The sequence below is a fragment of the Microcoleus sp. N9_A1 genome, assembly GCF_036701795.1.
GTDB lineage: Bacteria > Cyanobacteriota > Cyanobacteriia > Cyanobacteriales > Microcoleaceae > Microcoleus.
Genome location: NZ_JAUBRI010000024.1, coordinates 33,734 through 60,254 on the forward strand (window position 1 = coordinate 33,734; position 26,521 = coordinate 60,254).

The 26,521-nt window shown below is 45.7% G+C and carries 21 protein-coding genes and 1 pseudogene; 7 read left to right on the plus strand and 15 right to left on the minus strand.

Annotated elements, in window-relative coordinates:
- Positions 1 to 184 precede the first annotated feature (184 nt).
- A complete protein-coding gene (locus QUA58_RS13425) occupies positions 185 to 1,465 on the minus strand; it encodes a PilT/PilU family type 4a pilus ATPase (RefSeq protein WP_333394441.1) in 1,281 nt (426 codons plus the stop codon).
- A gap of 288 nt (positions 1,466 to 1,753) precedes the next feature.
- Here QUA58_RS13425 and QUA58_RS13430 point away from each other — a divergent pair, with 288 nt between their 5' ends.
- Positions 1,754 to 2,923, plus strand: a complete 1,170-nt coding sequence (locus QUA58_RS13430; protein ID WP_333394443.1) for a DUF58 domain-containing protein — start codon at positions 1,754 to 1,756, stop codon at positions 2,921 to 2,923.
- A 286-nt stretch (positions 2,924 to 3,209) separates the two neighbouring features.
- The gene (locus tag QUA58_RS13435; RefSeq protein ID WP_333394444.1) at positions 3,210 to 4,199 is read left to right on the plus strand and encodes a DegT/DnrJ/EryC1/StrS family aminotransferase; all 990 of its coding nucleotides are present in this window, start codon (positions 3,210 to 3,212) and stop codon (positions 4,197 to 4,199) included.
- A gap of 44 nt (positions 4,200 to 4,243) precedes the next feature.
- Here the strand turns inward: QUA58_RS13435 and QUA58_RS13440 are convergent, their stop codons facing one another.
- The 5 genes from QUA58_RS13440 to QUA58_RS13460 all read right to left on the minus strand — a co-directional run bounded on the left by QUA58_RS13440 (position 4,244) and on the right by QUA58_RS13460 (position 10,168).
- Positions 4,244 to 5,488, minus strand: a complete 1,245-nt coding sequence (locus QUA58_RS13440; protein ID WP_333394445.1) for a cupin-like domain-containing protein — start codon at positions 5,486 to 5,488, stop codon at positions 4,244 to 4,246.
- Between the two features lie 48 nt (positions 5,489 to 5,536).
- The gene (locus QUA58_RS13445; RefSeq protein ID WP_333394447.1) at positions 5,537 to 6,310 is read right to left on the minus strand and encodes a glycosyltransferase family 2 protein; all 774 of its coding nucleotides are present in this window, start codon (positions 6,308 to 6,310) and stop codon (positions 5,537 to 5,539) included.
- A gap of 70 nt (positions 6,311 to 6,380) precedes the next feature.
- Entirely contained in the window at positions 6,381 to 7,175 is a 795-nt protein-coding gene (locus QUA58_RS13450) for a methyltransferase domain-containing protein (RefSeq protein ID WP_333394448.1), read from the minus strand.
- Between the two features lie 73 nt (positions 7,176 to 7,248).
- On the minus strand, positions 7,249 to 9,063 hold the full coding sequence (locus QUA58_RS13455) for a M3 family oligoendopeptidase (protein WP_333394449.1): 1,815 nt from the start codon (positions 9,061 to 9,063) through the stop codon (positions 7,249 to 7,251).
- A gap of 538 nt (positions 9,064 to 9,601) precedes the next feature.
- Positions 9,602 to 10,168, minus strand: coding sequence for a hypothetical protein (locus QUA58_RS13460; RefSeq protein WP_333394451.1), 567 nt, complete (start codon positions 10,166 to 10,168; stop codon positions 9,602 to 9,604).
- A 530-nt stretch (positions 10,169 to 10,698) separates the two neighbouring features.
- Here QUA58_RS13460 and QUA58_RS13465 point away from each other — a divergent pair.
- Positions 10,699 to 11,847, plus strand: coding sequence for a hypothetical protein (locus QUA58_RS13465; RefSeq protein ID WP_333394452.1), 1,149 nt, complete (start codon positions 10,699 to 10,701; stop codon positions 11,845 to 11,847).
- A 298-nt stretch (positions 11,848 to 12,145) separates the two neighbouring features.
- On the opposite strand, the gene minE is transcribed toward QUA58_RS13465, so the two are convergent.
- The 3 genes from minE to minC form a co-directional block, all read right to left on the minus strand.
- Entirely contained in the window at positions 12,146 to 12,517 is a 372-nt protein-coding gene (minE, locus tag QUA58_RS13470; RefSeq protein ID WP_333394453.1) for a cell division topological specificity factor MinE, read from the minus strand.
- Positions 12,518 to 12,732: 215 nt separating this feature from the next.
- Positions 12,733 to 13,539 carry a septum site-determining protein MinD gene (minD, locus tag QUA58_RS13475; RefSeq protein WP_333394454.1) on the minus strand — a complete coding sequence of 269 codons (807 nt, stop codon included), beginning with the start codon at positions 13,537 to 13,539 and terminating at the stop codon, positions 12,733 to 12,735.
- A gap of 584 nt (positions 13,540 to 14,123) precedes the next feature.
- Positions 14,124 to 14,927: a septum site-determining protein MinC gene (minC, locus tag QUA58_RS13480; protein ID WP_333255106.1), complete on the minus strand. Its 804-nt coding sequence runs from the start codon at positions 14,925 to 14,927 to the stop codon at positions 14,124 to 14,126.
- Positions 14,928 to 15,689: 762 nt separating this feature from the next.
- Between minC and QUA58_RS13485 the strand changes: the two genes are divergently transcribed.
- Together QUA58_RS13485 and QUA58_RS13490 are read left to right on the plus strand one after the other, a co-directional pair.
- Positions 15,690 to 15,941: a hypothetical protein gene (locus QUA58_RS13485; protein ID WP_333394455.1), complete on the plus strand. Its 252-nt coding sequence runs from the start codon at positions 15,690 to 15,692 to the stop codon at positions 15,939 to 15,941.
- Between the two features lie 590 nt (positions 15,942 to 16,531).
- Complete coding sequence (locus QUA58_RS13490; RefSeq protein ID WP_333255155.1) at positions 16,532 to 16,726, plus strand: hypothetical protein; 195 nt, start codon at positions 16,532 to 16,534, stop codon at positions 16,724 to 16,726.
- A 116-nt stretch (positions 16,727 to 16,842) separates the two neighbouring features.
- On the opposite strand, the pseudogene QUA58_RS13495 reads toward QUA58_RS13490, so the two are convergent.
- Positions 16,843 to 17,908: pseudogene (locus QUA58_RS13495) on the minus strand (IS630 family transposase).
- Between the two features lie 405 nt (positions 17,909 to 18,313).
- On the opposite strand from QUA58_RS13495, the gene QUA58_RS13500 reads away from it, so the two are divergent.
- On the plus strand, positions 18,314 to 18,952 hold the full coding sequence (locus QUA58_RS13500; protein ID WP_333075772.1) for a lysophospholipid acyltransferase family protein: 639 nt from the start codon (positions 18,314 to 18,316) through the stop codon (positions 18,950 to 18,952).
- Positions 18,953 to 19,061: 109 nt separating this feature from the next.
- On the opposite strand, the gene QUA58_RS13505 is transcribed toward QUA58_RS13500, so the two are convergent.
- From QUA58_RS13505 to QUA58_RS13515, 3 genes are all read right to left on the minus strand, one after another.
- Positions 19,062 to 19,673 carry a GAF domain-containing protein gene (locus tag QUA58_RS13505; RefSeq protein WP_333309636.1) on the minus strand — a complete coding sequence of 204 codons (612 nt, stop codon included), beginning with the start codon at positions 19,671 to 19,673 and terminating at the stop codon, positions 19,062 to 19,064.
- 103 nt (positions 19,674 to 19,776) lie between these two features.
- Entirely contained in the window at positions 19,777 to 20,367 is a 591-nt protein-coding gene (locus QUA58_RS13510) for a YdcF family protein (protein ID WP_333255114.1), read from the minus strand.
- A gap of 727 nt (positions 20,368 to 21,094) precedes the next feature.
- Positions 21,095 to 21,925, minus strand: coding sequence for a GUN4 domain-containing protein (locus QUA58_RS13515; protein WP_333394456.1), 831 nt, complete (start codon positions 21,923 to 21,925; stop codon positions 21,095 to 21,097).
- A 221-nt stretch (positions 21,926 to 22,146) separates the two neighbouring features.
- On the opposite strand from QUA58_RS13515, the gene QUA58_RS13520 reads away from it, so the two are divergent.
- Positions 22,147 to 22,425: a hypothetical protein gene (locus tag QUA58_RS13520; protein WP_333394457.1), complete on the plus strand. Its 279-nt coding sequence runs from the start codon at positions 22,147 to 22,149 to the stop codon at positions 22,423 to 22,425.
- A 20-nt stretch (positions 22,426 to 22,445) separates the two neighbouring features.
- Here QUA58_RS13520 and QUA58_RS13525 read toward each other — a convergent pair whose 3' ends face one another.
- Together QUA58_RS13525 and QUA58_RS13530 are read right to left on the minus strand one after the other, a co-directional pair.
- Positions 22,446 to 23,588 carry a hybrid sensor histidine kinase/response regulator gene (locus tag QUA58_RS13525; protein ID WP_333394458.1) on the minus strand — a complete coding sequence of 381 codons (1,143 nt, stop codon included), beginning with the start codon at positions 23,586 to 23,588 and terminating at the stop codon, positions 22,446 to 22,448.
- A 150-nt stretch (positions 23,589 to 23,738) separates the two neighbouring features.
- Entirely contained in the window at positions 23,739 to 26,420 is a 2,682-nt protein-coding gene (locus QUA58_RS13530) for a GAF domain-containing protein (protein ID WP_333394459.1), read from the minus strand.
- Between the last annotated feature and the right edge of the window lie 101 nt (positions 26,421 to 26,521).

Sequence of the window (26,521 nt, forward strand, 5' to 3'; positions counted from 1 at the left end):
ACACTCGATATTGATTCTAGCATTTTACTCTTTAATTAAAATGTATTTTTTGTTACCAAATATAGTTGAATTTTAAGTAAAAATACGCACAAAAGCCCTCATCAAATATTTCCGTCTGCTGAAAATCTTGTGATTTGATGGGTGGGGTAGTCCTGCTGTGGCTACCCCTGTATGTGTGCTGCTACTAGGCGCGAACAATGCGTTCTTTTTTGCTGCCTTCAAAGCCACGAGCGTCCCCAACATCGTAGCCTCCTGTTCGCAAGCGACGGTCTAAATCGCTGGCTTCGGGAGAAGTTTTGGCCGCTTCTTCGATCGTCACTCTGCCTTCGAGCACCAGTTTGTAAAGACCCTGGTTGATAATCTGCATTCCTTCGTAAGTATCATGTTCCATCAACCGGAAAGCTTCATCATCAGCACCTTTCATCAAGTATTCCTGCATGGCTGGCGTGTTCACTAAAATATCGTGAACTGCGACGCGGCGGTTGTCAACAGTTGGCAACAAAAGTTGGGCAACTACTGCTACTAAAGAATCGCAAATTTGAATCCGCATCGCCTGCTGTTCTTCGGGCGGGTAGAGGTTCAACAATCGATTGAGAGCGTTAATCGCGCTGCGAGTGTGGAGAGTTCCCAATACTAAGTGACCAGTTTGAGCTGCTTGCAACGCTGTATTGATGGTAACGCGATCGCGCATTTCCCCAATCAGAATTACATCCGGATCTTCCCGCAAAACTGCCCGCAAAGCCTGTTGAAACTCGTGGGTATGCAAGCCGACTTCACGCTGGCTGACCAAGCATTTTTTAGAGGGGTGAATGAATTCGATCGGGTCTTCAATTGTAACTACGTGCTTCTGTTCCATCTGGTTGAGATGGTCGATCATCGCAGCTACGGTTGTCGATTTCCCCGAACCGGTAGGCCCTGTAACTAATATTAATCCCTGCGACCGCAAAATGATATTTTTGAGAACTTCTGGCAACCTCAAGGAATCGATAGTCGGTATTTCCAAACTGATCAACCGCAATACTATGGCACCGCCGCTGAGGGAATCAAAACAGTTTAGCCGACACCGCACGAAGCCCGGGTAAAAAATTGCGGCATCTAATTCCTTGGTAGCTGCAAACTGTTTTCGCTGTTCGGGGGTGAGAATTTCGGCTAGGTAATGTTCAAAAATTTCTGGCGTTACTTTGGGGTGGGTGGTTGCTACTTGCATCACGCCACGAATCCGAAATCGAGGTACTTGGCCGACTCGAATGTGAATGTCGGAAGCTCCTGCGCTATGGGCATCTCTGACCATTTGTTCGATCGTGCTGACGGGTGTCTCGACAGGCCGCTGCTGGGCAGGAGCGGGTGCAGGAGGCGCGGGTGCAGGAGGCGCGGGTGTTACAGCCAAGGGCGGCGGTGGCGGCGGTGTTCGTCGGCGGGCTTGAGCCTCTGGTTGAACGGGTGTAGGATTGTTTAATGGGTTCATTTTTTGGTCTCCAGTCAGTCTATTTTAGATTTTAGATTTTAGATTTTAGATTTTAGATTTACTCCACAGATTAATCTGGGAGCAGGAACTAGAGTCTAAAATTTGGGGAGCAACCCTGACTGAGTGTCGGGGGCTTGTATCCGTTTTTGGGCGGGGTCAATGTGATTTATTGCGAAAAAATGCCCGATTTCTAATCTAATGGCTCGCAGCTAATTCGGTGCTAAATGCTGAGAATATTTTACAATTAGGCTTGATGGGGCGATCGAGTAATTAACAATTGCAACTCCTATGAACATCGGTCACAAAATTGCCGACTGGCTCGAAAATCGCGCTGTTAGCCCCGCCTACGCGGGTTGGCTGCTCTTGGGGATGACGGTTTTCTTTTTTGGGTCTGCGACCAATACAATGTCTGGGTGGCTGTACGCGCTTAGCGGTGGGGGTTTGGCGTTGTTGGGAGTAGCGGCGGTTTTGCCGGGAAAATCGCTCCGTTCCTTGGAAGTCCGCCGCCGCCCGATCGAACCGGTGAGTGCGGGCGATCGAATCACCGTCGAACTAGAAATCGAAAATCGCGCCAGCGAACCTAAGACTTTGTTGCAAGTGGTAGACATCTTGCCGTTTGTACTGGGAGAACCAATCGTCCGCCCGATCGAAGTCATAGACCCTAACAGTATATACAGGGATACATACTATCTAGAGGTCCGGCAGCGGGGCGTCTATCGGTGGCAAGAGGTAAACTTGAGGACGGCGGCGCCTTTAGGGTTGTTTTGGTGCCGGCGCAGCCGCCCAGTCAAAGCGGTGGCAATTGTCTATCCGCAGGTTTTGCCGTTGAGCACTTGCCCTTTGATCGATCGCATCGGTCAAGAAGACAGCCCGCAATTTTACAATCGCAGTCGATCGCAAGCTGCTACCGAAGGCCTCACCCGCAACCTTAGACCTTACCGCCACGGAGACCCCACCCGCCTGATTCACTGGCGCACCAGCGCCCGCTACGGAGAACTGCGAGTGAGAGAATTAGAAGTTGCAGCCGGCGGTCAAGAAATTATTATTGCTCTCGACAGCGCTGCGGTGTGGCAACCAGAAGAATTTGAACGAGCCGTAACTGTAGCTGCATCCCTGTACTTCTATGCTAGCAAGCGCCTGTTAAACGTCAAACTTTGGACTGCCGGGACTGGACTCGTCTCGGGGAACAGGGTAGTTTTGGAAACTTTAGCGGCAGTTAATGCTGGAGAAGATGCGATCGATAATCGGTCGAAACTGCCGATAATTTGGCTGACTCAAAACTCTGCAAGTTTAAGCACTCTTTCCCCTGGCAGCCGCTGGGTACTCTGGCCGTTGGCAACTGCTGAAACAGGCGAAAAAATGTTAGTCAAACACGAGTTACCCGGTTTAGAAATTCGCTCCGACCGACCCTTAGAACTCCAGTTACAATCTCCTCTGGAAAGAGCGATTAGTTATTAAGATAGTCCGGGACGCAAGCTTCTCTGGAAAGAGCGATTAGTTATGAGGATTAACTTCATAAATTTTCAGATAAGTAGCTCCACCTAAAAAAACATAAGATAGATTGAGGCTAGTGGATAGAGATTAACAGATCCCAGCTCCTTTACGACTCAAGCGAGGGTGAGCGAGGAATATCGCAAGAGAGCGTGAACGAGCGTAGCGCCAATGGTGTGCCAGTAAGAATTAAGCAGCGTGCGAGACACAAGAGGGCTAAAATTCAGCAATAACAGTTTCAGCCAATTTGTTTATGACTTCTAAATTGTTAGGCCGTATAGCGCTAACACAAGGGCTTGCAAAATTTTACGGAAAAACGACTGGTGCGCTGGTTAACAGTGGTGCGGCGGCAATAGAGCTAGCCCTGCACTATCTTGGCATTCAGCGTGGCGATCGTATTCTCATTCCAGATAACTGCTGTTACCTAGTCCCCGAAGCAATCCTGCGTTTCGGTGCCGTACCGCTTCTAGTAACCGTAGGCGATGACCTCGTGCTGACCCCCGAGCGTATTGCCTGCGCCCTATCCAAAAAAGTCAAAACGATTATTGCTATCCACCAATGGGGATTGCCTTGCGATATTGCAGCCCTTCGCCATCTTGTGGGAACACAAATACCTATTATTGAAGATGCAGCTCAGGCGTGGCGGCTAAAAGCAAGAGGGCGAGAGATTGGTTCCGAGAGCGATGTAGTTATTACTTCCTTTGGCGATCGCAAACCAGTATCCATCGGTGAAGGTGGCGCGGCTTTCGCAAACATTGAGGCTATTGCTGAAATTATCGATCGCTGGTCTCCCAATCAGCGTTCTCGCTCCTTACCGCACCTGCCAATTGCTCTATCTCAATACGCTCTTCCCCATCTCCCCGAAGCACTACATCTCGCTGACACCTTGGTTGAAACTAGACGTGCCTTCGTAGCGCAAGCACTGCCCCTTTTACACCAATACGGTCTTCGCGTTTGGACTCCCGCAGCAGGTGATGAACCCTACTGGTATTATTTACCCGTGTGGGCGGAAACTGAAGATTTAGCACAGCGAGGTAGGAATTCGACCCATGCAGATATTCTCGATATCTGCCGACCCCACCCTGTCCCCCTACGAGATATTCCCCTATTACAAGGAAAGATTGAAGTTGCGACCGCTTCAAAAAAAGAGGCCAGCCAAATTCCCTGTCTCTTGATTGGAACGTCTGGGGAGCCTTCAACTATTAGCGTTTTGAAGGCATGGTTGCGAGATATTTTTAATTAGGGAAATGGCTGGACTTTGACATTTACCTGCTATCTTCAAAAATTTCACAGTAACTTGAGAGCTGAACTCAGGGCGCTTGCCTCTTCTTTACTCAGCTCCTCTATTTTGTCTTTGCCAAAACACTCCTTAAGCGTCAATGTAAAACACTGCTTTTGCTGGGGACTTTTCTCTAGCAAACCCTTTAGGTGGTCTATCTGTAATTCTCTGGCGCTAAAGGGCGCGTCTTCTGTCAGCCACAAGTTTTCCTGGGGATGGTAATAGGAAAGCTTCGAGAACAGCGAACTCTCAAACTCTTCAAGATTTGACAGCATATAGAGTTTTTCTTCACCTTTGAGACAGAGATTTCGGTACGTCTCTCGCACTACGCTATGGACAGCTTCATAACACTCCTGGGCTGTTTTATAGGGATAGAGGCGAGCCACAGCAATTTTCATAAAGTCAGCCAGATATTTCTCCCTCACCGTTTGCTCGTCAGCAAATCGGGAAACAAGACCTTGCCAGTAAAGATTTGGGTAGATATTCTTAACTAAGAAGCTAAGATATTGATTGTCTTGATGGATAAATCGAAAGCCGACTGACATACCTGTATCAATGTACTCTATATAGTGCCAGCTAGCTTTGGGAATAAAAACAGCATCTCCGGGTTGGAGGATGGCTTCTTGAGCATTAGTATAATCAAGAAAAGGTTTCAAGTCGCTAACAGAAAAGTGTTCCAAAAAAACGCCGCTGAAATTCCTGACAGGCGAAAGTTTCGGCGTTTGCTCCTCCGAAATAATCACTACCCGTTTGCGCCCGAAAATTTGACAAAGTAAAACATCTCGCCCATCCGTATCAAAGTGAAGATGAGCGCGGTTTCCAGCATTGCCTACAAATAAACGCATCAGTGGTTCGCGAGAGTTTGACCCCATACACAAAACAGGTGATGGTAATATTTGACGCAGAAGCGAAGGAACTTCATTGACAGAAGCCATCTTTCTAGTGTGAGGATTTCGGGCTATAAAGGAGAGATATTCATCCAAGTTACAGGATTGAAAAGAGTCTTCAGACTCAGAAGCTAGGGATGGAAAGATACCCATTTCTTTGAGCATTGTCGTGCCAAATTCCTCTCCCAGCGTCAATTGCATTGACCCCAACTTAGAACGAGCCACTTCAAGATTGGACAACTGTTCGAGCGGTGTATTGCGGAATAATCCCTCAATAATGACGGGTTGGCGACACTCCACAAAGTCTCGATTAAACGCTTCTAAAGTAATGTGTTCTACCCGTTTAATATTTTCCAGTAAATACATAGTTTTTTCAAAAATTTATTACTTGATATATACTCGTTCACCCTAAAGTTAAATCCTGATTTTTTCCGGTTCGCCATCTTCATCTTTCTTAGGTTGCGGCCAACCTTGAATCTCCGTAATCCCCCACTTCTTAAACATCAGTTGCCGATCGTGGATGAACCGCATCCGAAATTCTTTGTACTCTTCCGGCATTTGTTTATCGTGCAGGATCTTAACGGTTGGCTCATAACCCACACGCACGCGGCGTTGTTGACATTGGAGGAAAAAGTCGAAATGCTCAGACTGTTTGAGATTATCGTCCCAACGTATAGCCTTTAACATATCTGTCTTAGCGGCGAAAAAGTTCAGCACAATGTCGGCTCCTTGGTGACGTTTATACTGTTCTAGTGGCGAAAGTCGTAAGATGCCAGACTTTAGCTCCATGTAACCCTCAAAATGCTCAATTTGACCGTCAGGAAGAATCCAACTTCCTCCCACCAAATCGTACTTATCTGCACGTACGTGTTCTACAAGTACGTCAAGTATTGTCTCGTTTGTCAACACGAAATCGTCATCGAACAAAATCACATACGGTGTCTGTGCAGCATCAACAAGACGATTTCTCCCGGCAGAAAGCCCGACATCGAAAGGCAATTTCAGGAACGTCAACCTGTCGCCAGCACAAGCGAGCGCTAGTTCTGCAATTCTCTCTTGTGTTGCCGGCTCGCTGTCATCAGCAATAATAATGGGTAGATAGGGATAGAATTGGGCGATGCTTTGCAGTAGGTGTTCAATACATTGTGGGCGAAGGAAAGACTTGATGATTAGTGTAGTATCTTGCATAGCAAATACTGAGTGTGTACTATCTAAAATGCGTGTGGGTAACTAGGGCAACAGATATTTTCAGCTAGTTCTAATGCCGTGTTCCAATAAAAGCGAAAGATAAATCTTTATCCGTTGCTGGCTCAAGAGTATAGCTGCGAACCGCTAAAATTTCTGAGAAACCAGCAGCTTGCAACATAGTTTTGAACTGCTCTTGGGTATACCAGCGGAAGGACATTGCGTAATTCTCGACAGAGACAATTTCTCCAGCGTCCAGTTTCTCATAGCGGAATTCTGAGTGTCTGAGTTGGTTTTCCAAGTCGTATTTCGGACGCTCCCAGCAACGAAATACCGCACCATCTTCCGATCTGGTATACTCGCGTCGAAACTGCCAGTGGTCAGATACGGCAACATCAACGGCTATATCTTCCGGAGAAGGTAAATGTAGGGGAATATAGACCTTACCTTGAGGCTCTAGATGCTCGAAAAAGCGGCGAAGAGCCTTTTTTGCCTCATCGACTTCAGCTATTAACCCAAAGGTGCTAATGGGAATGTAGATAGTGCGGTAACGACGCTTTGATCTAAAAAGCTGCATCTTTTGTTGGTGTAAGGTCACCTGGCAGCCTCTTTCCTCTGCCTTTAGACGGCAGATATCCAGCATCTCTGGCGATATATCCAATCCTTCAACATCTAATCCCGCAGCGACAAATTCAACTAGCAAGCGACCTGTACCACAGCCAATTTCTAGCGCTGGCTCCCCATTAGCTGCGATCGCATTTCGGAAAAACTCCAGATCGCCAATATTATTTTGTGCGATCATCGCATCGTAGATCGACGCGCGAATACCTCGATAAGACAATTCAGATTCTTTGATTTTATTTTTCATCCTTGGGTTTATAGAAAATAACGACATTGAAATTTAGGGCATAGTGATATCGATATTAAACGATAAAAATTTGTTAAGCTGGCGCAGAATCAGTCACTTGACTGTATTGAGAGGCAATAGCGATCGCGCTTTTGAAATTATTGACATCTTCTGCGATCGCATCAATAGTAGCATTCCAGAAATCAGGAGCTTTTAGATCGATGCCGAGGTATTGCCAAGCACAGTTCTCCACAGTGTCACTGCCAGATGTCCGCAAAAAAGTTTCATAGCCAGAAAGAAACGCTGACCCCTCTTGTTTGAATCTGGCAAAAAGACCTTGACTAAACAAATAACCGAATGTATAGGGGAAGTTATAGAAGCTGATTCTAGAGCTATAAAAATGTGACTTCGAGGCCCAGTACCAAGGGTCAAGCCAGTTTTCATCAAGACTGCCTCCGAAGTAAAATTTCTGAGCTTCTAACATCAGTTCTTTGAAGCGACTGATGGAAAGTTCGCCCGACGGTCGCTCCTCATAGACTGCCTTCTCAAAGTCAAAGCGCATCGGGATATTGAGCAAAAAAAGTGAGGCATCACTTAGGCGCTTATTCAGCAGCACAGCTTGTTGTTTCCCTGAAGAACTGGCATTTTCTACAAACCGATCTGCCGCTAGCTGTTCGGCAAAGATAGAGGCAGTTTCAGCGAGTGTCATGGGATAGCGCCGCGACCAAGGCCGCAGTTCGCGCATCAGCCAAGCATGAAAAGCGTGACCTAACTCGTGAGCTAGAATAGAGCGATCGCTGAGCGTACCATTGTAGGTCAAGCAAATGCGCGACTCGCGGATTAAAGTTGAGGTCGAACAAAAACTTCCTGGCAGTTTCCCCGGACGCGGCTGGTAATCAATCCATCGTTTTCTTACAGCCATTGCCGCGAAATCTCCCATATTAGGGTAATAGTTATAAAAAGTTTCCAAGACAGATTGACAAGCATCATCCCAAGAAATCCGCTCGTTGTCTTGAAACGGCAAGGATGCCTGAACATCTTGAAAACCGAAGCACTCGCCTCCCAGAATTTCTGCCTTGCAGTGCAAGAAGTTTTGAAGAACTTCCCGCCTATCCCGCACCACATCAAGCATGGTTTCGAGCGTCTGCTTTGTAATGCCTGCATCAAACAGAGCTGGCTCTAAAAAATCAGGAATTCCTCGTTGTTTGTACAGAGCGAGCCTCGTACCGGAGATCGCATTCAGGCAAGCAGCCATAACCTCAGCAGATGACTCCCAAACAGCGCTGGTTGCTTTGAAAGTAGCTTGACGAACGATCGAATCAGGGTCTTCCAAGAAACTCTGAGCCATTGCTACTGGTAATCGCTTGGTGTTCTGAGTAGGTAGCTCTAGCTCAAATTCCAGCTTACAGGTGAAGCTGTTGTAAAGACGTTCCCAAGCGCTCAGTCCGGCAATCTCCAGTTCAGCCGCCAGTGCTTCCAATTCTGGCGACATACTCCAGCGACCGCTTTGGCGGAAGCATTCCAAAAAATACTGGGTTCCTCTCAGTTTTGGATGGGCGAGTAGCTGTTCAAGCAGACCGTCAGGCAAATCGCACAATGCCATGCGAACCGCTGCTAAAATTTTGTTTACACAGACGCGAGTCACTGACATCGCGGATATCTCGTGCTTTACCGCCTCATTCCTAGAGTTCGCCGTCTCCATACAGATCAGGTAGGAATTAAGATGATCTGCTTGCGAGCCGATTTCCTCGATTTCAGTGAGAATGTCTGCCCAGCGATCTAGATTGAATACTTGACTCTCGGAAATTAATTGAGAAACATTTTTTTGCAAATCTAATATAGCTGATGTGAGTTGGTTGCGAAATGTTCGATATTCTGTTCCGTCGAACGTCTCGAAGTAGGGGGTCATGTCCCAATCGGATACATTCGAGCTGGCAGTTGTAAGCGTTTGCTGCATATTGGAGTAGGTTTAAAAAAGAAAGATGATTGTCCGCAAAACAATCCGGCCTTAGCTGTCTTTATAAAATCAGCTCATGGAATCCAAAAGTGTTGGGTTGTTTCTCCCCAACAGGATGAGAGCTATCGTCTCTATTGTTTTTATAGCTTCACTCCTTCTAGAAGATGGGGCGTCGTTGAATCATGTTGCGCTCGGACACCTCAATCCGCAATTTTCTGTACCCGGAGGCGGCGGAAGAGTTCTAAATAGGTAGCGCCCTCGCTCCTGAACTCTTGAGAAGGGAGCGATTGTTTCTTAGCCTACTTCTACACCACTAACGACCGCCTCCCCTGAGATTTCTGGCGTTGCTTAATCAGGGTATGAAAAAAATGGCGTTGCTTAATCAGGGTATGAAAAAAATCAGTTTAAAATCCAGAAGCTTTGTGGATACTGGTTTCTATGACTTGCATATTTAGCCTTTCATACCGTAAATCAGCAGCGCCAGATTTCTCTACTTACACTTGTCCTGAACGCAGGCTGTCATCACGACAGGAGCTTTGCATTTGTCCTGAGCGCAGGCTGTCATCACGACAGGAGCTTTGCATTTGTCCTGAGCGCAAGCTGTCATCACGACAGGAGCTTTGCATTTGTCCTGAGCACAGGCTGTCATCACAACAGGAGCTTTGCATTTGTCCTGAGCGCAGGCTGTCATCACAACAGGAGCTTTGCATTTGTCCTGAGCGCAGGCTGTCATGGATTCAAAGGATGTTGAGTCATCGGTCATCGTGGAAAAATTCCAGCTTGTTGCCTTAAAATCAACCTCGGCTAATTCCGATCGCTTGACCACCTCCATAGATAGCGATCGCGCTTCGGGGTCGTTTGTTTCCAGCAAGACCTCATCATCTTCTAAAGCAAAATGCTCGTGGAGCAGCGTCAAGCCAAATCGGTGAAGGTTGCCATGCTTGGCAAGGAGTGCGTGAACTTCCTTTACAAAAGCCTCATCACCTGCGCCGAGCGGTTGGGCATCGTCAAAGGTTGCTAGCACCGTTCTTGTATTGCTTTGAAAAGCTTGTAGCATTATTACGCTCTCCATTAAAATTGGATGTATTAGTTACTTTTTTCTCATATCAAGCTCGTTAAAAACGTATTATTTATATTTATTTATATTTCTATACAGAACTACTTTTTTTTACATAAGTAAACAATTGCTGCGTCCCATAGAGCTAGCTGACTGAAAATGATGTGCTTTGCCCGCTCAAATGAGGTAGATTAACCTTTATAAAACTGCAGCACCACTACAGGAGAAGCACCAGAGAAGTCGCTGTCGCTTCTGACCGGATGGTGATAAACGTTTTGCTTGCCGATCATCAATATAAGACAAAATTTGGTCAACCGCCTTGATTGACTCAGTGGGAGTTTATTTGGATCGAGGGAGTGACTTTTTGCCAGTTCGGGTAAGAGGGAATAATTTATTTTCTGTTACGTAAGCCTTACAGGATAATGACGGAAATTCTTTCAGAACTTATATCTGCCCAGTGGGGTTTTGCCTGCGACCCTGTTTTAAATTCACTGACCCAGTTTCGAGAGCAGCCATTGGCTCCAGAATTTATGAATGCTGTTGAGGGAGCGCAAGTTATTTGCGCTAACTACGACTTGCTCTTCCATGATTTCGGAAAACAGCTCGTTGAGTTCACTGGCACAACCCATCCACATGGCAACGCTCGTGTCCGGGAGACAGTCGATCGCTGGCTCGTAAAACAAGTTGCGTATATATCAAAGTCTCAGTCCGCCCAACAAATTACCAATACTCGAATTCCCATCACAAAAGAGGAAAAGATAGTCTACCGTCCGCCTCGCTATGGTCGCGCGGCGGTCATGTGCGGTGACTCTAACAATGGGAAGGCAGTCATTTTTGATGTCAAAGGCTGTGGGGTTCCTCCAGATGAGGAGCCGATTCTGCCTAACTCTAATGGTTTGCTGACTTTAGAAGAAGCAGTCTGGGAACTTGTATTTGAGCGATTGGTTTACTCAGCCCTTGTACATTCTGGAACGAGTATTCGACCTATTCCAGCCTATGCTATTGTGGATCTCGGTATAACAGCGACTTTTCACGGTCATCAACCGGATGGGAGGGCAACACTTTTGGTACGTCGAGCTCAAACCCGTCCGAAGTTTCAGTGGGGTCAAGCCGATCCAGGCCCAGTCGTGGCTCATCAGTTGCTCGAAATAGAAAGCACCTTGCGCCGATACGGCATTAGTGCTAGCAACTGCGGAGCCGTGCGTTTTAAATTTTTTGAAAAAGATGGAGTGTTTAAGGTAACTAGGGACGATGAAGAACTTGAGTTTAGCGATGCCGAGCTAGAACGAATTAAAGCCGATACTAGCTTCAATGGCCAAGAGATGATCTTTGATGGAGTAAATGTTCAGGTTTCTAGCAGTTTACTTGAAGATCCCCAAAATCCTAGAATCCTAGATTTTGGTCGTTACAGGCTGTGCTCGTCGTTCAGTGCCAGTCTCTATTCCTGGCGGGAAAGGAACTACTTAAGCCTACGAGGGGAAATACTTCATCCGTGGGAAACCAATTACGTACAACCCGATCCATTGCTGAGTATGGCTCGAATGCAAGATCACCCGCTGAAGGAGGCGATTCAAGAAGCGATCGTGGGTTATGAAAGGGGAAAACTCGATAAAACTACACTAGCATCAACTATCAATGAATTCGTTTTGGAGGCAACTGCCCCGTTACGGGGAGGGTGAACGAAACTCAAACGCACTACAAGAGCCAAAACCAGGGAAGCTGATGTGAGGCCCAAGTAAAACTTAGAAGTCCTGCTGGCGTTGCTGAATACAGGTATGAATTCAAGATTTCCCAATTTCTAGAAGCCCGCTTGAGGGTGAGTTTTCAACATCAAGCGAAAAGTTGATTCATACCGTGAATCAGCAACGTCAGAGTTCGCACCCCACAATATTTTAATTCTATAGAGATAGTTTAATTTAAATGGCGATCGAGCGATCCGATCGAACTCGTTGTCTGAGATGAAAATGTTAATCCCTATCACTCTCTAGTGTCGGGGAGAGTTTCGACTACATACTCAGGTACATACTCAGGTACATACTCGGGCCGATTTTGGGGCAAATTCTCGGGAAAATTTGCCGGTGGATGTTCGAGCCTGACTCGCCGGATCGGGAGATTTGCAATTAGTGCTGTGGCCCGCTGGTCACTTTCCAGGGAGAACTCAGACCCGGTGGTATCGATTTCCACGTAGCGAGATACCACCTCTAGAATTTCTCGGCGCATCGACTCAACCATTTCTGGGCTGAGTTCTGAGCGATCGTGGGCTAGAACCAGTTTGAGGCGCCGTTTTACCTCGTCGCGGCTGTTGTCAGGGGTGCGCGGGAAAAGTCGTTCGAGAAGTGTGTGTATCATGGGTCGGGCTGGTTTGTCAAGGGTTAGGCATAGAAAAGGTCATACCGTTTTCGATTTTCGATTTTCGATTTTCGATTGGGGAATCACTCATTCCCTAAGGGTTTGGAGTTGACCTACAGTTTCATTCTTTTTGGGAACTGGTGTCACTGGGGGAAATCTCGGCTAGTTTTTGTGATGCAGTTGCTGCGGTTAAAGACCGATCGCCAATGAGCACATCACATAATTTTAGTGTTTAAGAACTTGCGGAGGCGAGTGAAGAAGTTTTCCCGACGGGGATTGAGATCTAGAAATTCAACTTTTTCGCCTTCTAAGCGGCGGGCAATATTGTCGAAGGCAGTTCCAGCTACAGAGGCCGTTTCCGACAATACTAATGGTTCGCCTCGGTTGGTGGAAACGATGACGCGCTCGTCGTCGGGAACGACGCCTAACAGCGGAATGGCGAGGATTTCCCGCACGTCTTGCACCGACATCATATCATTTGCCAGCACCATTGCGGGTCTAATCCGGTTGACGATCAGGTTGATTTTCTTGACGTTGTTGGCTTCCAGCAGGCCGATGACTCGATCGGCATCGCGGACAGCAGCGATTTCGGGAGTGGTGACAATTATCCCTTCTTGAGCCGGCGCGATCGCATTTTGGAAACCTTGTTCAATTCCAGCAGGAGAGTCGATCAAAATATAGTCGTATTTTGCTCCCAACATCCCCACAAGCTGCTTCATTTGCTCAGCGCTGATGGCATCTTTCATCCGAGTTTGGGCAGCCGGCAACAGCACCAAGCGCGGCTGCCGCTTATCTTTCACCAAAGCTTGCTCTAATCGGCACTCTCCAGCGAGAACTTCTAATGCCGTGTAAACAATCCGATTTTCTAAGCCCAGCAGCAAGTCTAAATTTCTGAGACCGAAATCGGCATCAATTACGGCAACGTTCCGCCCCCGCTTAGCTAAAGCCATGCCGAGATTGGCTGTGGAGGTGGTTTTTCCTACCCCGCCTTTCCCTGATGTAACAACAATAATGCGAGCCATAAGCGATTTTAGATTTATTGGGAATTGGTGATTTGGAATTAGTAATTGGTAATTAGGAATTGCTAATGGGTAATTGGTAATGGGTAATTGATCTTATTCTTGGTTGATAATTAGCAATTATTCTTTGGTAATTTGGCAGCAATCGGTAATTCACTGAATAACAGCAGATTTCACGTTTATGAATGACACCCGCTTATCGTTTCCCCCGCCGTAAGGACACGGCGAAAGCCCTTGTCCCTACTTCATCAACTCACAAATCTCCTTATTTTACTAATCCTCTATGAATTTGCACTTAAATTTTAAATCGTCCTTGAGTGACTGATTTAGCCTAGGCAAAAATTATCAAGTGCAGGCGGAAAGAGAAATAGTATTACCAATTACTCATTACTAATTCCTAATTACCCATTACCCATTACCAGAAAGAATTGGTTTAAAGCCGGAACCCTTGTAGGGAGAAATTAAAAGAAGACTATTCATTACTCCAATCCTCTTCCTTTCAGGTAGAGGTCGCTGTCAACTGTCAACTGTCAACCCTTCGGCTTCGCTCAGGGCGAGCTGTCAACTGTCAACTGAACCATTATCGATTACTCATTACCCCCGACTAACTGCGATTTGTCAAAATCAGAGGCTCTACCGATCCGAATCCCTTGGGGTGTCACATAGGCGACTTCCGGGAAAAACTGAGCGGGTGACGTTTCTGGGCCTCTGGCAACATACTTAGCAATCCTAATCACCATCGGTTCCATCTGCAAGGTCATAATCACGCTTTTGGTATTGCCACCGGCACCGGCGTGCACGACCCCCCGCAAACGGCCCCAAACTAGGATATCGCCTCCGGCGATGACTGAGCCGCCGGGATTTACGTCTCCCAAAAGTACGATCGTCCCTGGATGACGAATTTCTACGCCCGATCGCACTGTCATCTGCAAATATAAAGGTTCCGCCAGCGATTGCGGTTTTTGGGCAGTGGATTTATTCAGGGAAGAAACCGGAGGCTGCTGTTCTACACAATAGCCGACAGTAGCTGCGGCAACGGCCGTTTGGCGGCGGCTGGTGTGGACTCGTTTGAGTTGCAGTTCCACTTCAGAGAGGGCGTCGGCGATTTCTTGCAGTTGGCGGATATCTAAAAGTCGATCGCTCCCCATCAATTGTACTTCTGCATTTGGCTGCCAAAAGCGTTCTCCAGCATTCAGCCTAACTTTTAGCTGTTGCCAAAGTTCAGTCCAAGTCGATGCCGTACCAGTTGCGGCTTCGTTGTTGGTTTCTGGGGGAAGTAGCAACAATAGCTGTCCATCTTCAGTCTTGAGTCGGACTTGCAGCTCTAAGCTGACTTCGGGTGTCGATTGAGGGGCGGCAGCAGCAGCTCCGGCGGAGGCATCGGGTGTCATGGGACAGTTTGATATCGGGTAGAGACAGGTTAACATCAATATTAGCCTGAGTGGTCATTAGTCATTAGTGATTAGTCATTAGCAGGGCACTCTGCGCGCACTTTCGACAATTATAGGACTTACGCATGGGGGCCTAGAAACCGGATTTTTTTACAAAAATACTTCGTTGCAACCTGCAGATTCGGCAAAAAACCCGGTTTCTTCTATCGGTGCATAAATCTTGAATTACTCATTACCAATTCCCCCAGAAGTGTTGAATAATAGGAAAGAAATGCCAAAATTGGCAGACAAATGTCTAATTAGAGAGCTATAAAATACTGACAACCAACTAAAATGCTATTTTCTAACTTCCCCAAAATTGTCAAACGGTATCTCGCCCATTTACTCAAAGATGACTATCCTGTTTTAGACACTTTCACATTTGTATCCTGCTGGCTGGGCTTTAGTTTTGACCAAAGCCTCGATACTATGCGTTCGCTATTTATTTGTTTAAACAGTCGAGATATTTTCCTAGATATATATATCAACCTTCTCAAAAGCAAGTAAGCATAGAGATATAGGCGTATTTGTAAAATTATTTGAAAGATCACAAGCGGATATAAAACGTCAAGTAAACAATAAAAATGATATCTGTTTATTCGCCTTATATTCTACGATAGTTACCTTGACAAGCAAATTACCATGGCAACAGGAATACCATCAAGTAAAGTAATTTACTGGAACGGATAATGAACGGGTAATGATTGATGGAGTACATTCATTTTGGTCAAGGTCATTAAGCGTGAGTATGGAGATGAAACCATAGCAGCCACACCTCAAAATGGAGTGGATGTAATAGATAGAGGCTTCTCCAGTTCCGAACGTGTTCAAGCATTACTGAAAAAAGAAAATCAATATTTTGTACTACGAATTAAGAATAATTCTACTATCAATATCAAGGAAGATGTAACTTATGAAGTGTGGAGTGGTCAACGAACTGTTCAAGTAAGATTGGTGAATTTTTCAGATGTATAAACACGGACTGAATTTAGGTTTGTAACTAATTTACCTGAATCAGGAAAATTAGCATACACTAATCAAGAAATTGGAGAAATTTATCGAAGGAGATGGCAGATTGAGTTGCTGTGAAAATTCTTAAAAAAGCATTTAAAATTGTCTCTTATAATCACAAAAAATACCAATGTAATTCGGATACAAATCTATGCTTGTTTAATTTGTTATTTATTCAGTTGGTTAAAATTCCGGATAAAATTGGTAATAAACCATTAGAAAAATTACGACAATTACCAGAAAGAATTGGTTTAAAGCCTCTTTATTTTAGGGAGAAATTAAAAGAAAACTATTCATTACTCCAATCCTCTTCCTTCTAGGTAGAGGTCGCACTCATCTGTCAACTGTCAACTGAATGAAATGCTTTTATGTGTGAAAAGATCAGCTATATTCATTGGTTTAAGGAAATCGTTTTTAATTGCTAAAATCAGCAGTTGATATGATGCGTGTATCTATTTTTAGAATCCTCTTAATAAGCATTCAACACTTCTGGATTTTGTGGTATTGGTTTCTGACACCGTAAGGGTATAAGTTCCTCCGCTCAAGTTCAAGATATCTTCAAGGGAAATACTCAAGACTGGTCGAAAGTCGGCGGCCCGGCGGGCCAGATTAAAGTAATTAACAGACCGGCAGTTAGCGGCACTCACCAAACGTTTAAAGAACAAGTGCTCCGAGGTGGGGAGTTTGGCACGACGCCAAATATTACCACGCTCGACGAGATGCGACAACTCCCCTGCTGCAAGCTTTAGGCAACAACGGCATTGGTTATGCGACTTTTGCTCAAGTAGCCAATCAGAAAACTGTGCGCGTTGTTCCAGTCAACGGTGCGACGACGGATGCGGGTAACTATCCTTATACCATTTTTTTAAAGATGTGCTATAGATAAAGAATGTAAAATCCAAGACCATCCTGTGAGAAAACCAATGACATGATTTGTTAAAGATGATAATATTTCGTTAAGTTTTACGCGGAGTTCGTCAAGATTACTAAAGACTAACCAAGCTAAAAATTCTTTGATATATTCCCACACTCTTTCTGTTGGATTTACTTCAGGAAAATGAGGAGGCTGAAATAGTAAAATAATATTGTCTGGCAATTCAGATGTACTTAAAAGATGACCGGGAGCATTATCGACTTGAATGATATGTAATTTATCGGGATATTCAAGCGATAATTGTTGCAAATAGGCTTGAAAACAAACTTTATCTAAATGGGAAAACTCCCAAAAAAAACTTTTTCCAGTAGATGGGGATACGGCTCCGTATAGCCGGAAATATTTAAATTTCCATTGATGTTTTCCTACGGGTTTTACACCCGCAGTGTTAGCCTTCATCTCTGAATTGTATGTAGCCCTAATCGAGTTTCGTCACTACACCAAAACAGAGATTTTTGTATTTATTTACTCGGTCAGGAGCCTTATCTAGTAAGGTTTTTATTTGCTGAGAAACGCTATTTTTAAGTTTATTAATTGCCATTGGCTTTTGCTCCGTACGAGGCCTAGGGATTTTTAATTTACTTTTCAACTCCCCTTTGACCAAGGAGTATACAGCTTGATAACTACTAGGTATCTCTTTGATCAACCAGAGCCAGAGATGAACTTCTTTATAACTGGAAAATCCTTCTGGGTCTCTCAATTATTGTTGTAATGAAGCCGCTACTTCAACTGAAAACTTTTTGGGCCTGCCAAAAAGCTGCCGATTTCTCAACAAGTTTTCTATACCACCCTCTTTATATTGAAAGAGCCAGCGATGAATTGTGGTTTCACTTTTGCCCAAAATAGACGATATTTCTCGGACTGTTTCTACTTGTTTTGACTGAAATAAATAAAGCATTTGAACTTTATTATATGCTAAGATTCTTTTTTGTTGTTTCCTAATCTCTAGCAATACTTCTACAGATTCGGCAATCGTTATATGAGGACGCCCAGACATTTTAATGTTCTCCTTTACTTTTAACATAAGTCTAGCATAACTTTATAAAAATGGTATTACAAGCGGCAGTTGTACTACGCCTACAAAAACCCTCCTAGCCAAACAGTTAAGGATTTCTTGGGCTATACGACTTCTTCGGAAGGACAGAAAGCTATGCTGGCCGGAAATTGAGCCTTTGCAAACGTCGGACATTCAGTGAAATAGTCCACCAGACTGAAGTCTGGCGCTACACAAGCTTGCGTCCGCGCAGGTGGACTTCTTCTTTAACCCACTTGGAGTGGGTTTTGTGTGTGTAGGCGCGGTTTCCAAGGGCAGGCAACCCTACAAACCTCAAAATACTATTCATTTGTCATTGCTGAACTGATAGGCTAATATTCGATGTAATTTAAAATTTAAGGTTTTTCTGTGAGCAAAAGTCGCGAACCCGTCGAAAGTTTACTTCTCTACTATTTATTCAAATGGTCAATTGTCAGCCCGATGCTGCACCTGTACTTTCGAGGCCGCATCTACGGTGCAGAAAATGTTCCGACAGAAGGGCCTGTGGTAGTAGTCAGCAATCACGCCAGCGATTTTGATCCGCCGATTTTGTCGAATTGCATGAGGCGGCCGGTCGCATTTATGGCAAAGGAAGAGTTATTTAAAGTTCCTATTTTGAAGCAGGCAATTACGCTTTATGGTGCTTATCCAGTGAAGCGGGAAAGTGCCGATCGCAGTGCAATTCGATCGGCTATCAATTCTTTGGAAAATGGCTGGGCGACGGGTGTATTTTTGCAGGGAACTCGCACGCCAGATGGCAGAATTACTGAACCGAAATTAGGTGCTGCGCTGATAGCCGCTAAGGCAAAAGCGCCGCTGTTACCTGTTAGTTTGTGGGGAACTCACGCGATTTCGTCGAAAGGTTCGGGAATTCCGCGTCCGGTGCCACTGACGGTGCGAATTGGCAAGCTAATTGAAGCGCCCGGTTCCTCGGATCGCGAGGAGTTGCAAGCGCTGACTCAAAGATGTGCGATCGAGATTAATGCCATGCACGATTTGGGTCGCTGATTTGCTTGGAGGTTGTTTTGTATAACTTACGCATAAACCTGGTTTGATAGATAAAAAACATCGTTACAGGTTTGTAGTGAGTACGAAGACTCCTCATTACAAACCTATTTTATTGCGGTTGTACGATGCCTCTGACATAAGCGACAGCTAAAGGGGAAATTTTTTCTGTAACTGCTGCGATAACTTGGCGATCAAAGTCAGTCCACACTCTAGGGCGATCGAACATACAAGGCTGCAATACCCCCCACAATAACCCGTCATCACAAAGGTGAGTGTGAATCAAAGCTCGATGTCCGAACTCTTTTGCCTCAAAATTTTTGTTGACTACTTCAGGATTTGCTGTCTCAACATCCTCAACAAAAATTGATGGTTCAGTTCGCAAAGCTGCTGCAAACAAAGGGTCTTCTTCCCCTAAAGATTCCGGTTCTTTTTTCCATTCCGCGTCCCAAACCTCTGGATAGTTTGAGTTGCGACGCCAGCAGTAAGGTACTCTGCCCATTTGCGTTTCAGGATTGCGGAGGTAGAGAAAAACCCGATCGCAATTTAACACCTCGCCTAAAGCCGGCACCAAAGCCGAAAAAACAGCATCCGGCGTTTTGCTGTCACTCAAAATTTGCTCTAGAACTTGTGGCAGAATTTGGTCGGTCATTAATTTTAGCTTTTGAAGTTCATCTACTAATTTTAAACTACTCCTTCTTTTCTCTTCTCTTCTTTTACGCATTTGTCATCAGCGTCTTCGCTGTTCGTTAAATCGCTATAGAAGAGAAGTTTTAAAACCAGAGGGAATGGAAAAAAATTAAAACTTGCTTAATCCTTCCCTTTGTTTATTCAATTCTCGCTTGGCTGAAGTTAGCACCCGTATAACCGGTTGTCAGCCAAAGAATAGCCCTAGCGCCGTCGCGAACAGCTTTTTGCATCGGTTCGGGGGTTCGCCCAGACGGAACTGCCACAGGCTTAAAACTAATGCCTCGACTGCCGAGCACGATTTCGCCGATAATCTGAGCTCGCCGCATATGATCGTCCGAAGTGATCAGATACACGCTCTCAATCCCTTGAGCTTTCAATTCATCTACCAGAGTGGTAAAATTTGTTACCGTATCCACCGCTCTGTAGTCTAAGTGCAGGCGATCGGACTCAATTCCCGCTTCTGAAAACACCCATTCGGCGAACTCGGGATTACTCCCAGACGACACCCAAATCGGCAATTCAGGATACTCCTGAGCAAATTTGGCGGCAAACACCTCTCGCTCCGTAGCCCCACCTAGAACGAACAAAGCTTGGGGTCTCTGAAATTCGCTCTTAACCTGCTGATAGCCAAACCAACACGCCATCAAAAGCCCTACTAGGAACCAAAAACTGCGTGAAGTGTTCAAACGCTTGTAACGCTGCGTGTTTGAATTGATTCTTAACCACATCTAAACCTATAAAAATTTTATGTAACTCACAAAGGAACCATAACAAAAAATACCGCACGTATAGCCCACTAACAGGAATTAAAAATTAAAAATTAAAAAAGGGTCGGGGGATCATAGATTTTAGATTTTAGATTTTAGATTGACTCTACGCTTGTGGTGGGGCTTAAACAGGTGATTTTAGATTTGAGATTTGAGATTTCAGATTTCAGATGGATTTTATAGAGGTTCTGCCTAAGTCCTCGTCTTCAAGCAAGTATTCGTCCTTGGGCAAATTCGTTAGCGGATATGCAAAAAAGAGGGGTAAAACTTAGGCTTACCCCTCCTGCTTTTAATTTTTCTTGATTGTTAACGGGACTGGCCGGGTTCGAACCGGCGACCTAGCGCTTCAGATTTGTGTGAGTTTCCCCACTCTCTGGACTATACCTTCACCATATGCTTGCAGCTTTTAGGTGGTGACCGTCTAGTCTCTAAACCTTCCTGATTTCAATATAGGCGATTGTTTAATCGCGCTGAAATCAGGCTTGGCTTGGTATTGCCTTAGAGTCATAGGAACCCACGAACTCTTTAGGTTTCACCAAATTTGACCACATTCACTCCTAGAGTTTCCTCGCAGGGTGCCCGATTCTTCAGGAGGCGCTTGCTCTATCCATCTGAGCCACAGCCCCAGTTGCTAAACCGTTTTGATTATAGCAGTTAATGTCGATTTTGAATTTTTTATTTTGGATGATTAGCGATCGCCAGTTGCAAGTTTCGCAGCGATGCGGGCAAAGTTTTCGGCTGCGGTGAGTTTACCAGCACCGTAACAGGCGCGCTGTCTCCATGCGGTGACGGGGAGATGTCCGGGGGGAGCATTTTCGTTAAAGGAGAGCTCGCTGTAATATTTCCAATTTTCCTTGACTCGCCAGCCAACTCGATCGCAAAATTCAGTATAATTTGCCTCGGTACTTTCCCAAATCTGCTGCTGCACGCTCAACCCGAACCGCCCGCTGCTGTATTGTTGCCAAAGTTGGTCGATCGTGCGAAGGTCTGTAGGAGGAAGACTGTCAATATCGGCTGCACTCAGCCAGCCTTCGTCTTCCCTGACAGCGATTTGGAGCAAGATTTCCCAAGTGTGTTCATCAGCTTTGCGCCATTTTCCAGTTTCTAATAGCTTTGTCAGTTGTCGATAGTCCATCCCCACTTCAGAGATAGCCGGAGTTTTGTCAGGTATAGCGCCGATTTTGTCTTCCAGCCGCAGTAGAGTGCTGACAATCAATTCGGGGTTTAGTTGTTCGAGGCGGTACAGAACCCATTCTAACTGAGATTGCAGGTACGTGCGGGCGATCGCACCTTGCTGCATTTCGCCGTGCAACTCATCAAATTTTGCTGACCAATTTTGTTGATTGCGGGTCAATTCCCACATTTGTTTTGCCCACTGCAATCTAACTTGTTCTTTTTTTAAATAAGTTTTGGAAGGCTTCGCACGCTGCGGGTAGGGAGTCAAATCCCAGCCGCAGATTGAGCAAAACTCTGCTTTTTCTTCTATGTATTCAGCACCGCACACTGGACAGTTAGACATATAGCCTTCAGTTGACAGTTGACAGTTGACAGTTGACAGTTGACAGTTGACAGTTGATAGTTGACAGTTGACAGTTGATAGTTGACAGTTGACAGTTGATAGTTGACAGTTGACAGTTGATAGTTGACAGTTGATAGTTTACAGCTAACAGTTGACAGTGAACAGCTAACACCTTTATAGCTTTATAGCGACCTCTACCTGGAAGGAAGAGGATTGGAGTAATGAATAGTCTTCTTTTAATTTCTCCCGCTCAGGGTTCCGGCTTTAAACCAATTCTTTCTGGTAAATTCGGTTGCCAAGTAATTATGTTACATCGGTATAATTTTCCGATTGCATTGCTTGCAGAGACGATCGCACGAGCGGTATCATGGCGATCGAGCGCGGATTGGATACTAATTATCAGTGGTAAGGTGCGCCGAAAAGCACCCGACAATTACAAGACTCCTATTGCAAACATTCGCTCTTTTATCACAAAAGGCATCTGCGTTAATCTGCGTTAATCTGCGGTTTCCCGATCAATCTAACAAGGCAAGCGAATAGTAAACAAACTGCCCTTACCCAACTCGGATTTGGCCTCGATGGTGCCGCGGTGAGCTTCGACAATTTGCCGACAGAGGTGTAGTCCCAAACCTGTACTGGATCTCTTGTGAGTTCCCGAGCCAAACCTTTCAAATAACTTTGCTTGTTCGGTGGGAGAAATGCCGGCGCCGGTGTCTTTGATTTCTATGATTACCCATGCCAGCGGTTGGTTTTTGAAGCTCGTATAAGCAGGTGAATTAGCAGCTTTTAAGCTGACATCTATTGAGCCGCTGTCGGTGAATTTAATCGCATTTCCGATTAAATTTGTCATCAAGCGGTGCAGTTCCAGACGATCGCCCGGATACTTCGCAATCGGTGCACTTTCTGCACTTTCTGTCAAGTCTAAATTTACCGACAAACCTTTAGCATCCGCTAGGGTAGCTAGTTCTTCAGCTACCTCAGTAATAAGCTGGCGCAAGTCCACGGCAGCGAAACTTAGGGATTTGCGGCCTGCTTCGTAGCGGTAGACTTCCAGCAACATATTTACCATCGTGATCAGGTTTTTGTTGCTGCGAACCATCGTCCCGAAAGCGTCGCGCATCTCAAGCGAAATTTCTCCCAAAGCTCCCTGCTGCATTAAACTTAGCATTCGATCGGCTGCTACCAGGGGCGTCCGCAAGTCGTGAGCGAGTCGGGAGACAAAATCTTCGCGCTGGAGGGCGATCGAATTGCGCTCGTCTACGCTGTGTTTTAGCCGCAGGAGCGATCGAACCCTCGCCAGCAGTTCATCCATTTCCACTGGTTTGCGGATGAAATCGTCTGCTCCCATGTCCAATCCCTGGACCACGCTGGCACTGTCGTGAGCCGTGATCAGCAAAATTGGGATAAAGGGCAATTCCTTATTTTGTCGGATTCGTTTAGTGACTTCGTAACCATCCATTCCCGGCATCATCACGTCTAGCAGTACCAAATCCGGGGCTGCCTTGTCAATTTGACTCAAGGCAGAAAATCCGTTCTCTGCCGTGCTAATTTCGTAACCTTCTTCTTCTAGGATTGTCTGAACCAACAAAACATTATCTGGTGCGTCGTCTACCACCAGAATGCGATCGGCTTTTGTGGCATTCGGAACAGATAAATAACTCATTTAATTGTTAGCCTGGAAATAAATACTAACTTTAATATGGCATCCGATTCATGCTTTCACATTTTTACAGTTGTTAACTCTGTCATAAGGAAGATCTCACAACTTTATCAAATCTTTTTACTTTTGAGCACTCGGATGTAATATAATCTACTACTTGGTTGTCATCGTATGTACGCCGTTCCAATCCTCGGGCGGGGGTATTTCCAAATAGCTCAGGGATCGGTCGAGGTGAACTTCCACAGGTCGATCGCTGGGTCGCATTGCTAAAGCCGCTTCAAAATAACTAATAGCTTTGTGAAAATTTCTAGCAATATAAGCATCCCTACCGTTACTGTAAAGTTCCAAAAATCGAACCGTTTCCCCGTCGATGGGTTCAGAACTATTTTGCAGCAACTCATAAATACCCACTGGCTGATTTTTGCCCTTAACCCGCACTTTGTCTAACTCTCGCACCCAAATCCCTTCGCGGCACAAACTGTATGTAAATTCGCTCAAAATTATATCGCATCCGTACTCCTTCGTAAGCTGTTCCAATCGCGAACTCAAATTCACCGCATCCCCGATTACCGTGTAATCCATTCGCTTTTGAGAACCAATATTTCCCGAAACCACCTCTCCGGAACTAATCCCAATCCCGAAGCGAAACGGATCTGCACCGGGGCGAGAATCATTAAACTCTTTCAAACGCCGGCGCATATCTAAAGCCGACTGAACCGCCATCCAACCATGACTTTCCGGGGGATTGAGCGGCAGGGGCGCGCCGAAAACCGCCATTAAAGCATCGCCGATAAACTTGTCTAAAGTGCCTTCGTAGTGAAAAACGGCCTCCACCATCGTCTCAAAATAGTCGTTCAGCAGGGATACCACATCGGAGGCTCCCAAATTTTCTGTCAGCGTGGTGTAGCCGCGAATGTCGGAAAATAAAATAGTCACTTCTTTGCGTTCGCCCACCATGAGGGCGCCTTCGCCCAAGGCCATGACTTTATCTACGACTCCGGGAGTCAAGTAGCGGTACATCGTATTTTTCATCCGCTTTTCGTGGCTGATGTCTTCGAGCACCACTAAACCGCCGCGCACGCCGCCTTCTGGATTGATCAGCGGGTTGACCGTCAAATTCAAACTACGTTCAATTACTTTAATTCGAGAGGCGGGGATGGGCAGCGGACAATAAGGGTGATACAGGGCAGAATTTCGCAGCGCAAATAGAGATTGGGCATTAGCTAATTCTGCCAGCGCTACTTCCTCAGTCCAGGCGCGGTTTTCGCCCCAAGCGTAATATAAATTGGGGTCAGTGCGATCGGGCACGGCCAAAATATAACTTTCTTCTTCTTCTTCTTCTTCTTCTTCTTCTTCTTCTTCTTGTTGTTGTTGGGAATTTAACGTTTTTTCTACCAACAGTCCCACAGTTAAACTTTGTTCGGGAACGTAATGTCTGGCAGCAGTTTTGAGACTGTCTTCTAGTCGAAATTGCAAATTATCGATCGGCACAACTTCCCAAACATAGCGATTCACCAGTTTATCTTCCCAAATCTGGGGATTGTGTTTGCCTTTAGCTTGATTTGGGGGACAGCCCAACAATTCCAGCGCCGCTTCGTTAATTGTTACAACTCGCCCCTGTAAATCGGTGGAAATTACTGCATCAGAAAGACTTTGCAGCATATCTTTTTGATACTGTTTTTCCACCATCACATTCTGAAACAGTTGAGAATTTTGCAGCGCCATTCCCGCTTGGGAATTAAACGCTCGCAAAAACTCTTCGTCAGAAGGGGTGAAAGTACCTTGGTTCTTATTAATTAGCTGAGTTACGCCGATCAGCTCACCTTTAGCGTTATGCACCGGCATACACAAGACAGTCCGAGTGCGGTATCCCGTTTTCTGGTCTGTAGAAGGGTCAAAGCGGGGATCGTCGTAAGCATCTGTAATATTTAGAGGTTGACCTGTCGAAGCGACGTAGCCAGCAATTCCCTTATTAGCAGGAATGCGGACTTCCATCATCGTTTTGTCGTCGGCCTTGGCAACTTTTGTCCAGAGTTCGTTGGTTTCCCGATTTAACAAAAATAGCGTGCTGCGATCGGCTTGCATCAAGTCGCGAGCTTGATCCATCACAGAGCGCAAAGTTGTTTCCAAGTCAAGACTTTGACCCAAAGTCGTGGTGGCTCTCAACAGTGCGGCAACCCCTCGCTGGTTGCGGGCCACGACGTAGAAAGACTGACAGCTTTCGAGAATAATCCCGATCGAATCTGCAAAAGCCTGGAACTGCTGTTCGTCTTCCTCGCTAAAGGAGACATCGCCAGCTTTATTTAACAGTCTGACCACTGCTACGGGTTCATGTTGGCTCTTGCTGCTAAAAATCGGCATACAGAGCATGGTTTCGATCTGGTAGCCCGGTGGTTCGTCTACTTCGGAATTAAAATGCTCGTGCGATCGAGCTTCGGCGACATTAATCGATTTTCCGGTTGTTGCGACGTAGCCTAAAATGCCTGCATCCATAGGCAAGCGCACTTCTACATCCTCGCCCGTAAGTGGATCTAGTGTTTTGTGCCACAGTTGATTTTTGTTGGAGTCAACCAAAAAAATTGTTGTCCGGTCTGCTTGCAAAATTTGACCAATTTTGACAGTGAAGGCATCTAACAGTTGCTCTAAGAGAGTTTCGAGTGCTTCATTGTTAATCAGGTCCATCGCCCGGATAAATTGCTGAAATTCAGCCGTGATAAAGTCCAGCAGGCACACTAATTCAGGAACTGGCAGGCTCTTAACACGGGAGGTCAATGCCCCCATAAAATTGACTTGAGTCAGTGTAGCCAGAACGCTACCAGTATTGGAGAATGTCATGATTAACTGCTTGCTCAGAGGGGTAAACTGACCGCAGGTCGATCGGCGCTAGATGCGGCGGCGGTGCAAACTCTTGAATTTGTTTGCCAGGGCATCGGCAC

Bases quoted from the DNA above. Each gene is read 5' to 3' on its own strand.
- QUA58_RS13425 (WP_333394441.1), bottom strand. From the start codon at position 1,465: ATGAACCCATTAAACAATCCTACACCCGTTCAACCAGAGGCTCAAGCC.
- QUA58_RS13430 (WP_333394443.1), top strand. From the start codon at position 1,754: ATGAACATCGGTCACAAAATTGCCGACTGGCTCGAAAATCGCGCTGTT.
- QUA58_RS13435 (WP_333394444.1), top strand. From the start codon at position 3,210: ATGACTTCTAAATTGTTAGGCCGTATAGCGCTAACACAAGGGCTTGCA.
- QUA58_RS13440 (WP_333394445.1), bottom strand. From the start codon at position 5,488: ATGTATTTACTGGAAAATATTAAACGGGTAGAACACATTACTTTAGAA.
- QUA58_RS13445 (WP_333394447.1), bottom strand. From the start codon at position 6,310: ATGCAAGATACTACACTAATCATCAAGTCTTTCCTTCGCCCACAATGT.
- QUA58_RS13450 (WP_333394448.1), bottom strand. From the start codon at position 7,175: ATGAAAAATAAAATCAAAGAATCTGAATTGTCTTATCGAGGTATTCGC.
- QUA58_RS13455 (WP_333394449.1), bottom strand. From the start codon at position 9,063: ATGACCCCCTACTTCGAGACGTTCGACGGAACAGAATATCGAACATTT.
- QUA58_RS13460 (WP_333394451.1), bottom strand. From the start codon at position 10,168: ATGCTACAAGCTTTTCAAAGCAATACAAGAACGGTGCTAGCAACCTTT.
- QUA58_RS13465 (WP_333394452.1), top strand. From the start codon at position 10,699: ATGAATGCTGTTGAGGGAGCGCAAGTTATTTGCGCTAACTACGACTTG.
- minE (WP_333394453.1), bottom strand. From the start codon at position 12,517: ATGATACACACACTTCTCGAACGACTTTTCCCGCGCACCCCTGACAAC.
- minD (WP_333394454.1), bottom strand. From the start codon at position 13,539: ATGGCTCGCATTATTGTTGTTACATCAGGGAAAGGCGGGGTAGGAAAA.
- minC (WP_333255106.1), bottom strand. From the start codon at position 14,927: ATGACACCCGATGCCTCCGCCGGAGCTGCTGCTGCCGCCCCTCAATCG.
- QUA58_RS13505 (WP_333309636.1), bottom strand. From the start codon at position 19,673: ATGCGTAAAAGAAGAGAAGAGAAAAGAAGGAGTAGTTTAAAATTAGTA.
- QUA58_RS13510 (WP_333255114.1), bottom strand. From the start codon at position 20,367: ATGTGGTTAAGAATCAATTCAAACACGCAGCGTTACAAGCGTTTGAAC.
- QUA58_RS13515 (WP_333394456.1), bottom strand. From the start codon at position 21,925: ATGTCTAACTGTCCAGTGTGCGGTGCTGAATACATAGAAGAAAAAGCA.
- QUA58_RS13520 (WP_333394457.1), top strand. From the start codon at position 22,147: ATGAATAGTCTTCTTTTAATTTCTCCCGCTCAGGGTTCCGGCTTTAAA.
- QUA58_RS13525 (WP_333394458.1), bottom strand. From the start codon at position 23,588: ATGAGTTATTTATCTGTTCCGAATGCCACAAAAGCCGATCGCATTCTG.
- QUA58_RS13530 (WP_333394459.1), bottom strand. From the start codon at position 26,420: ATGACATTCTCCAATACTGGTAGCGTTCTGGCTACACTGACTCAAGTC.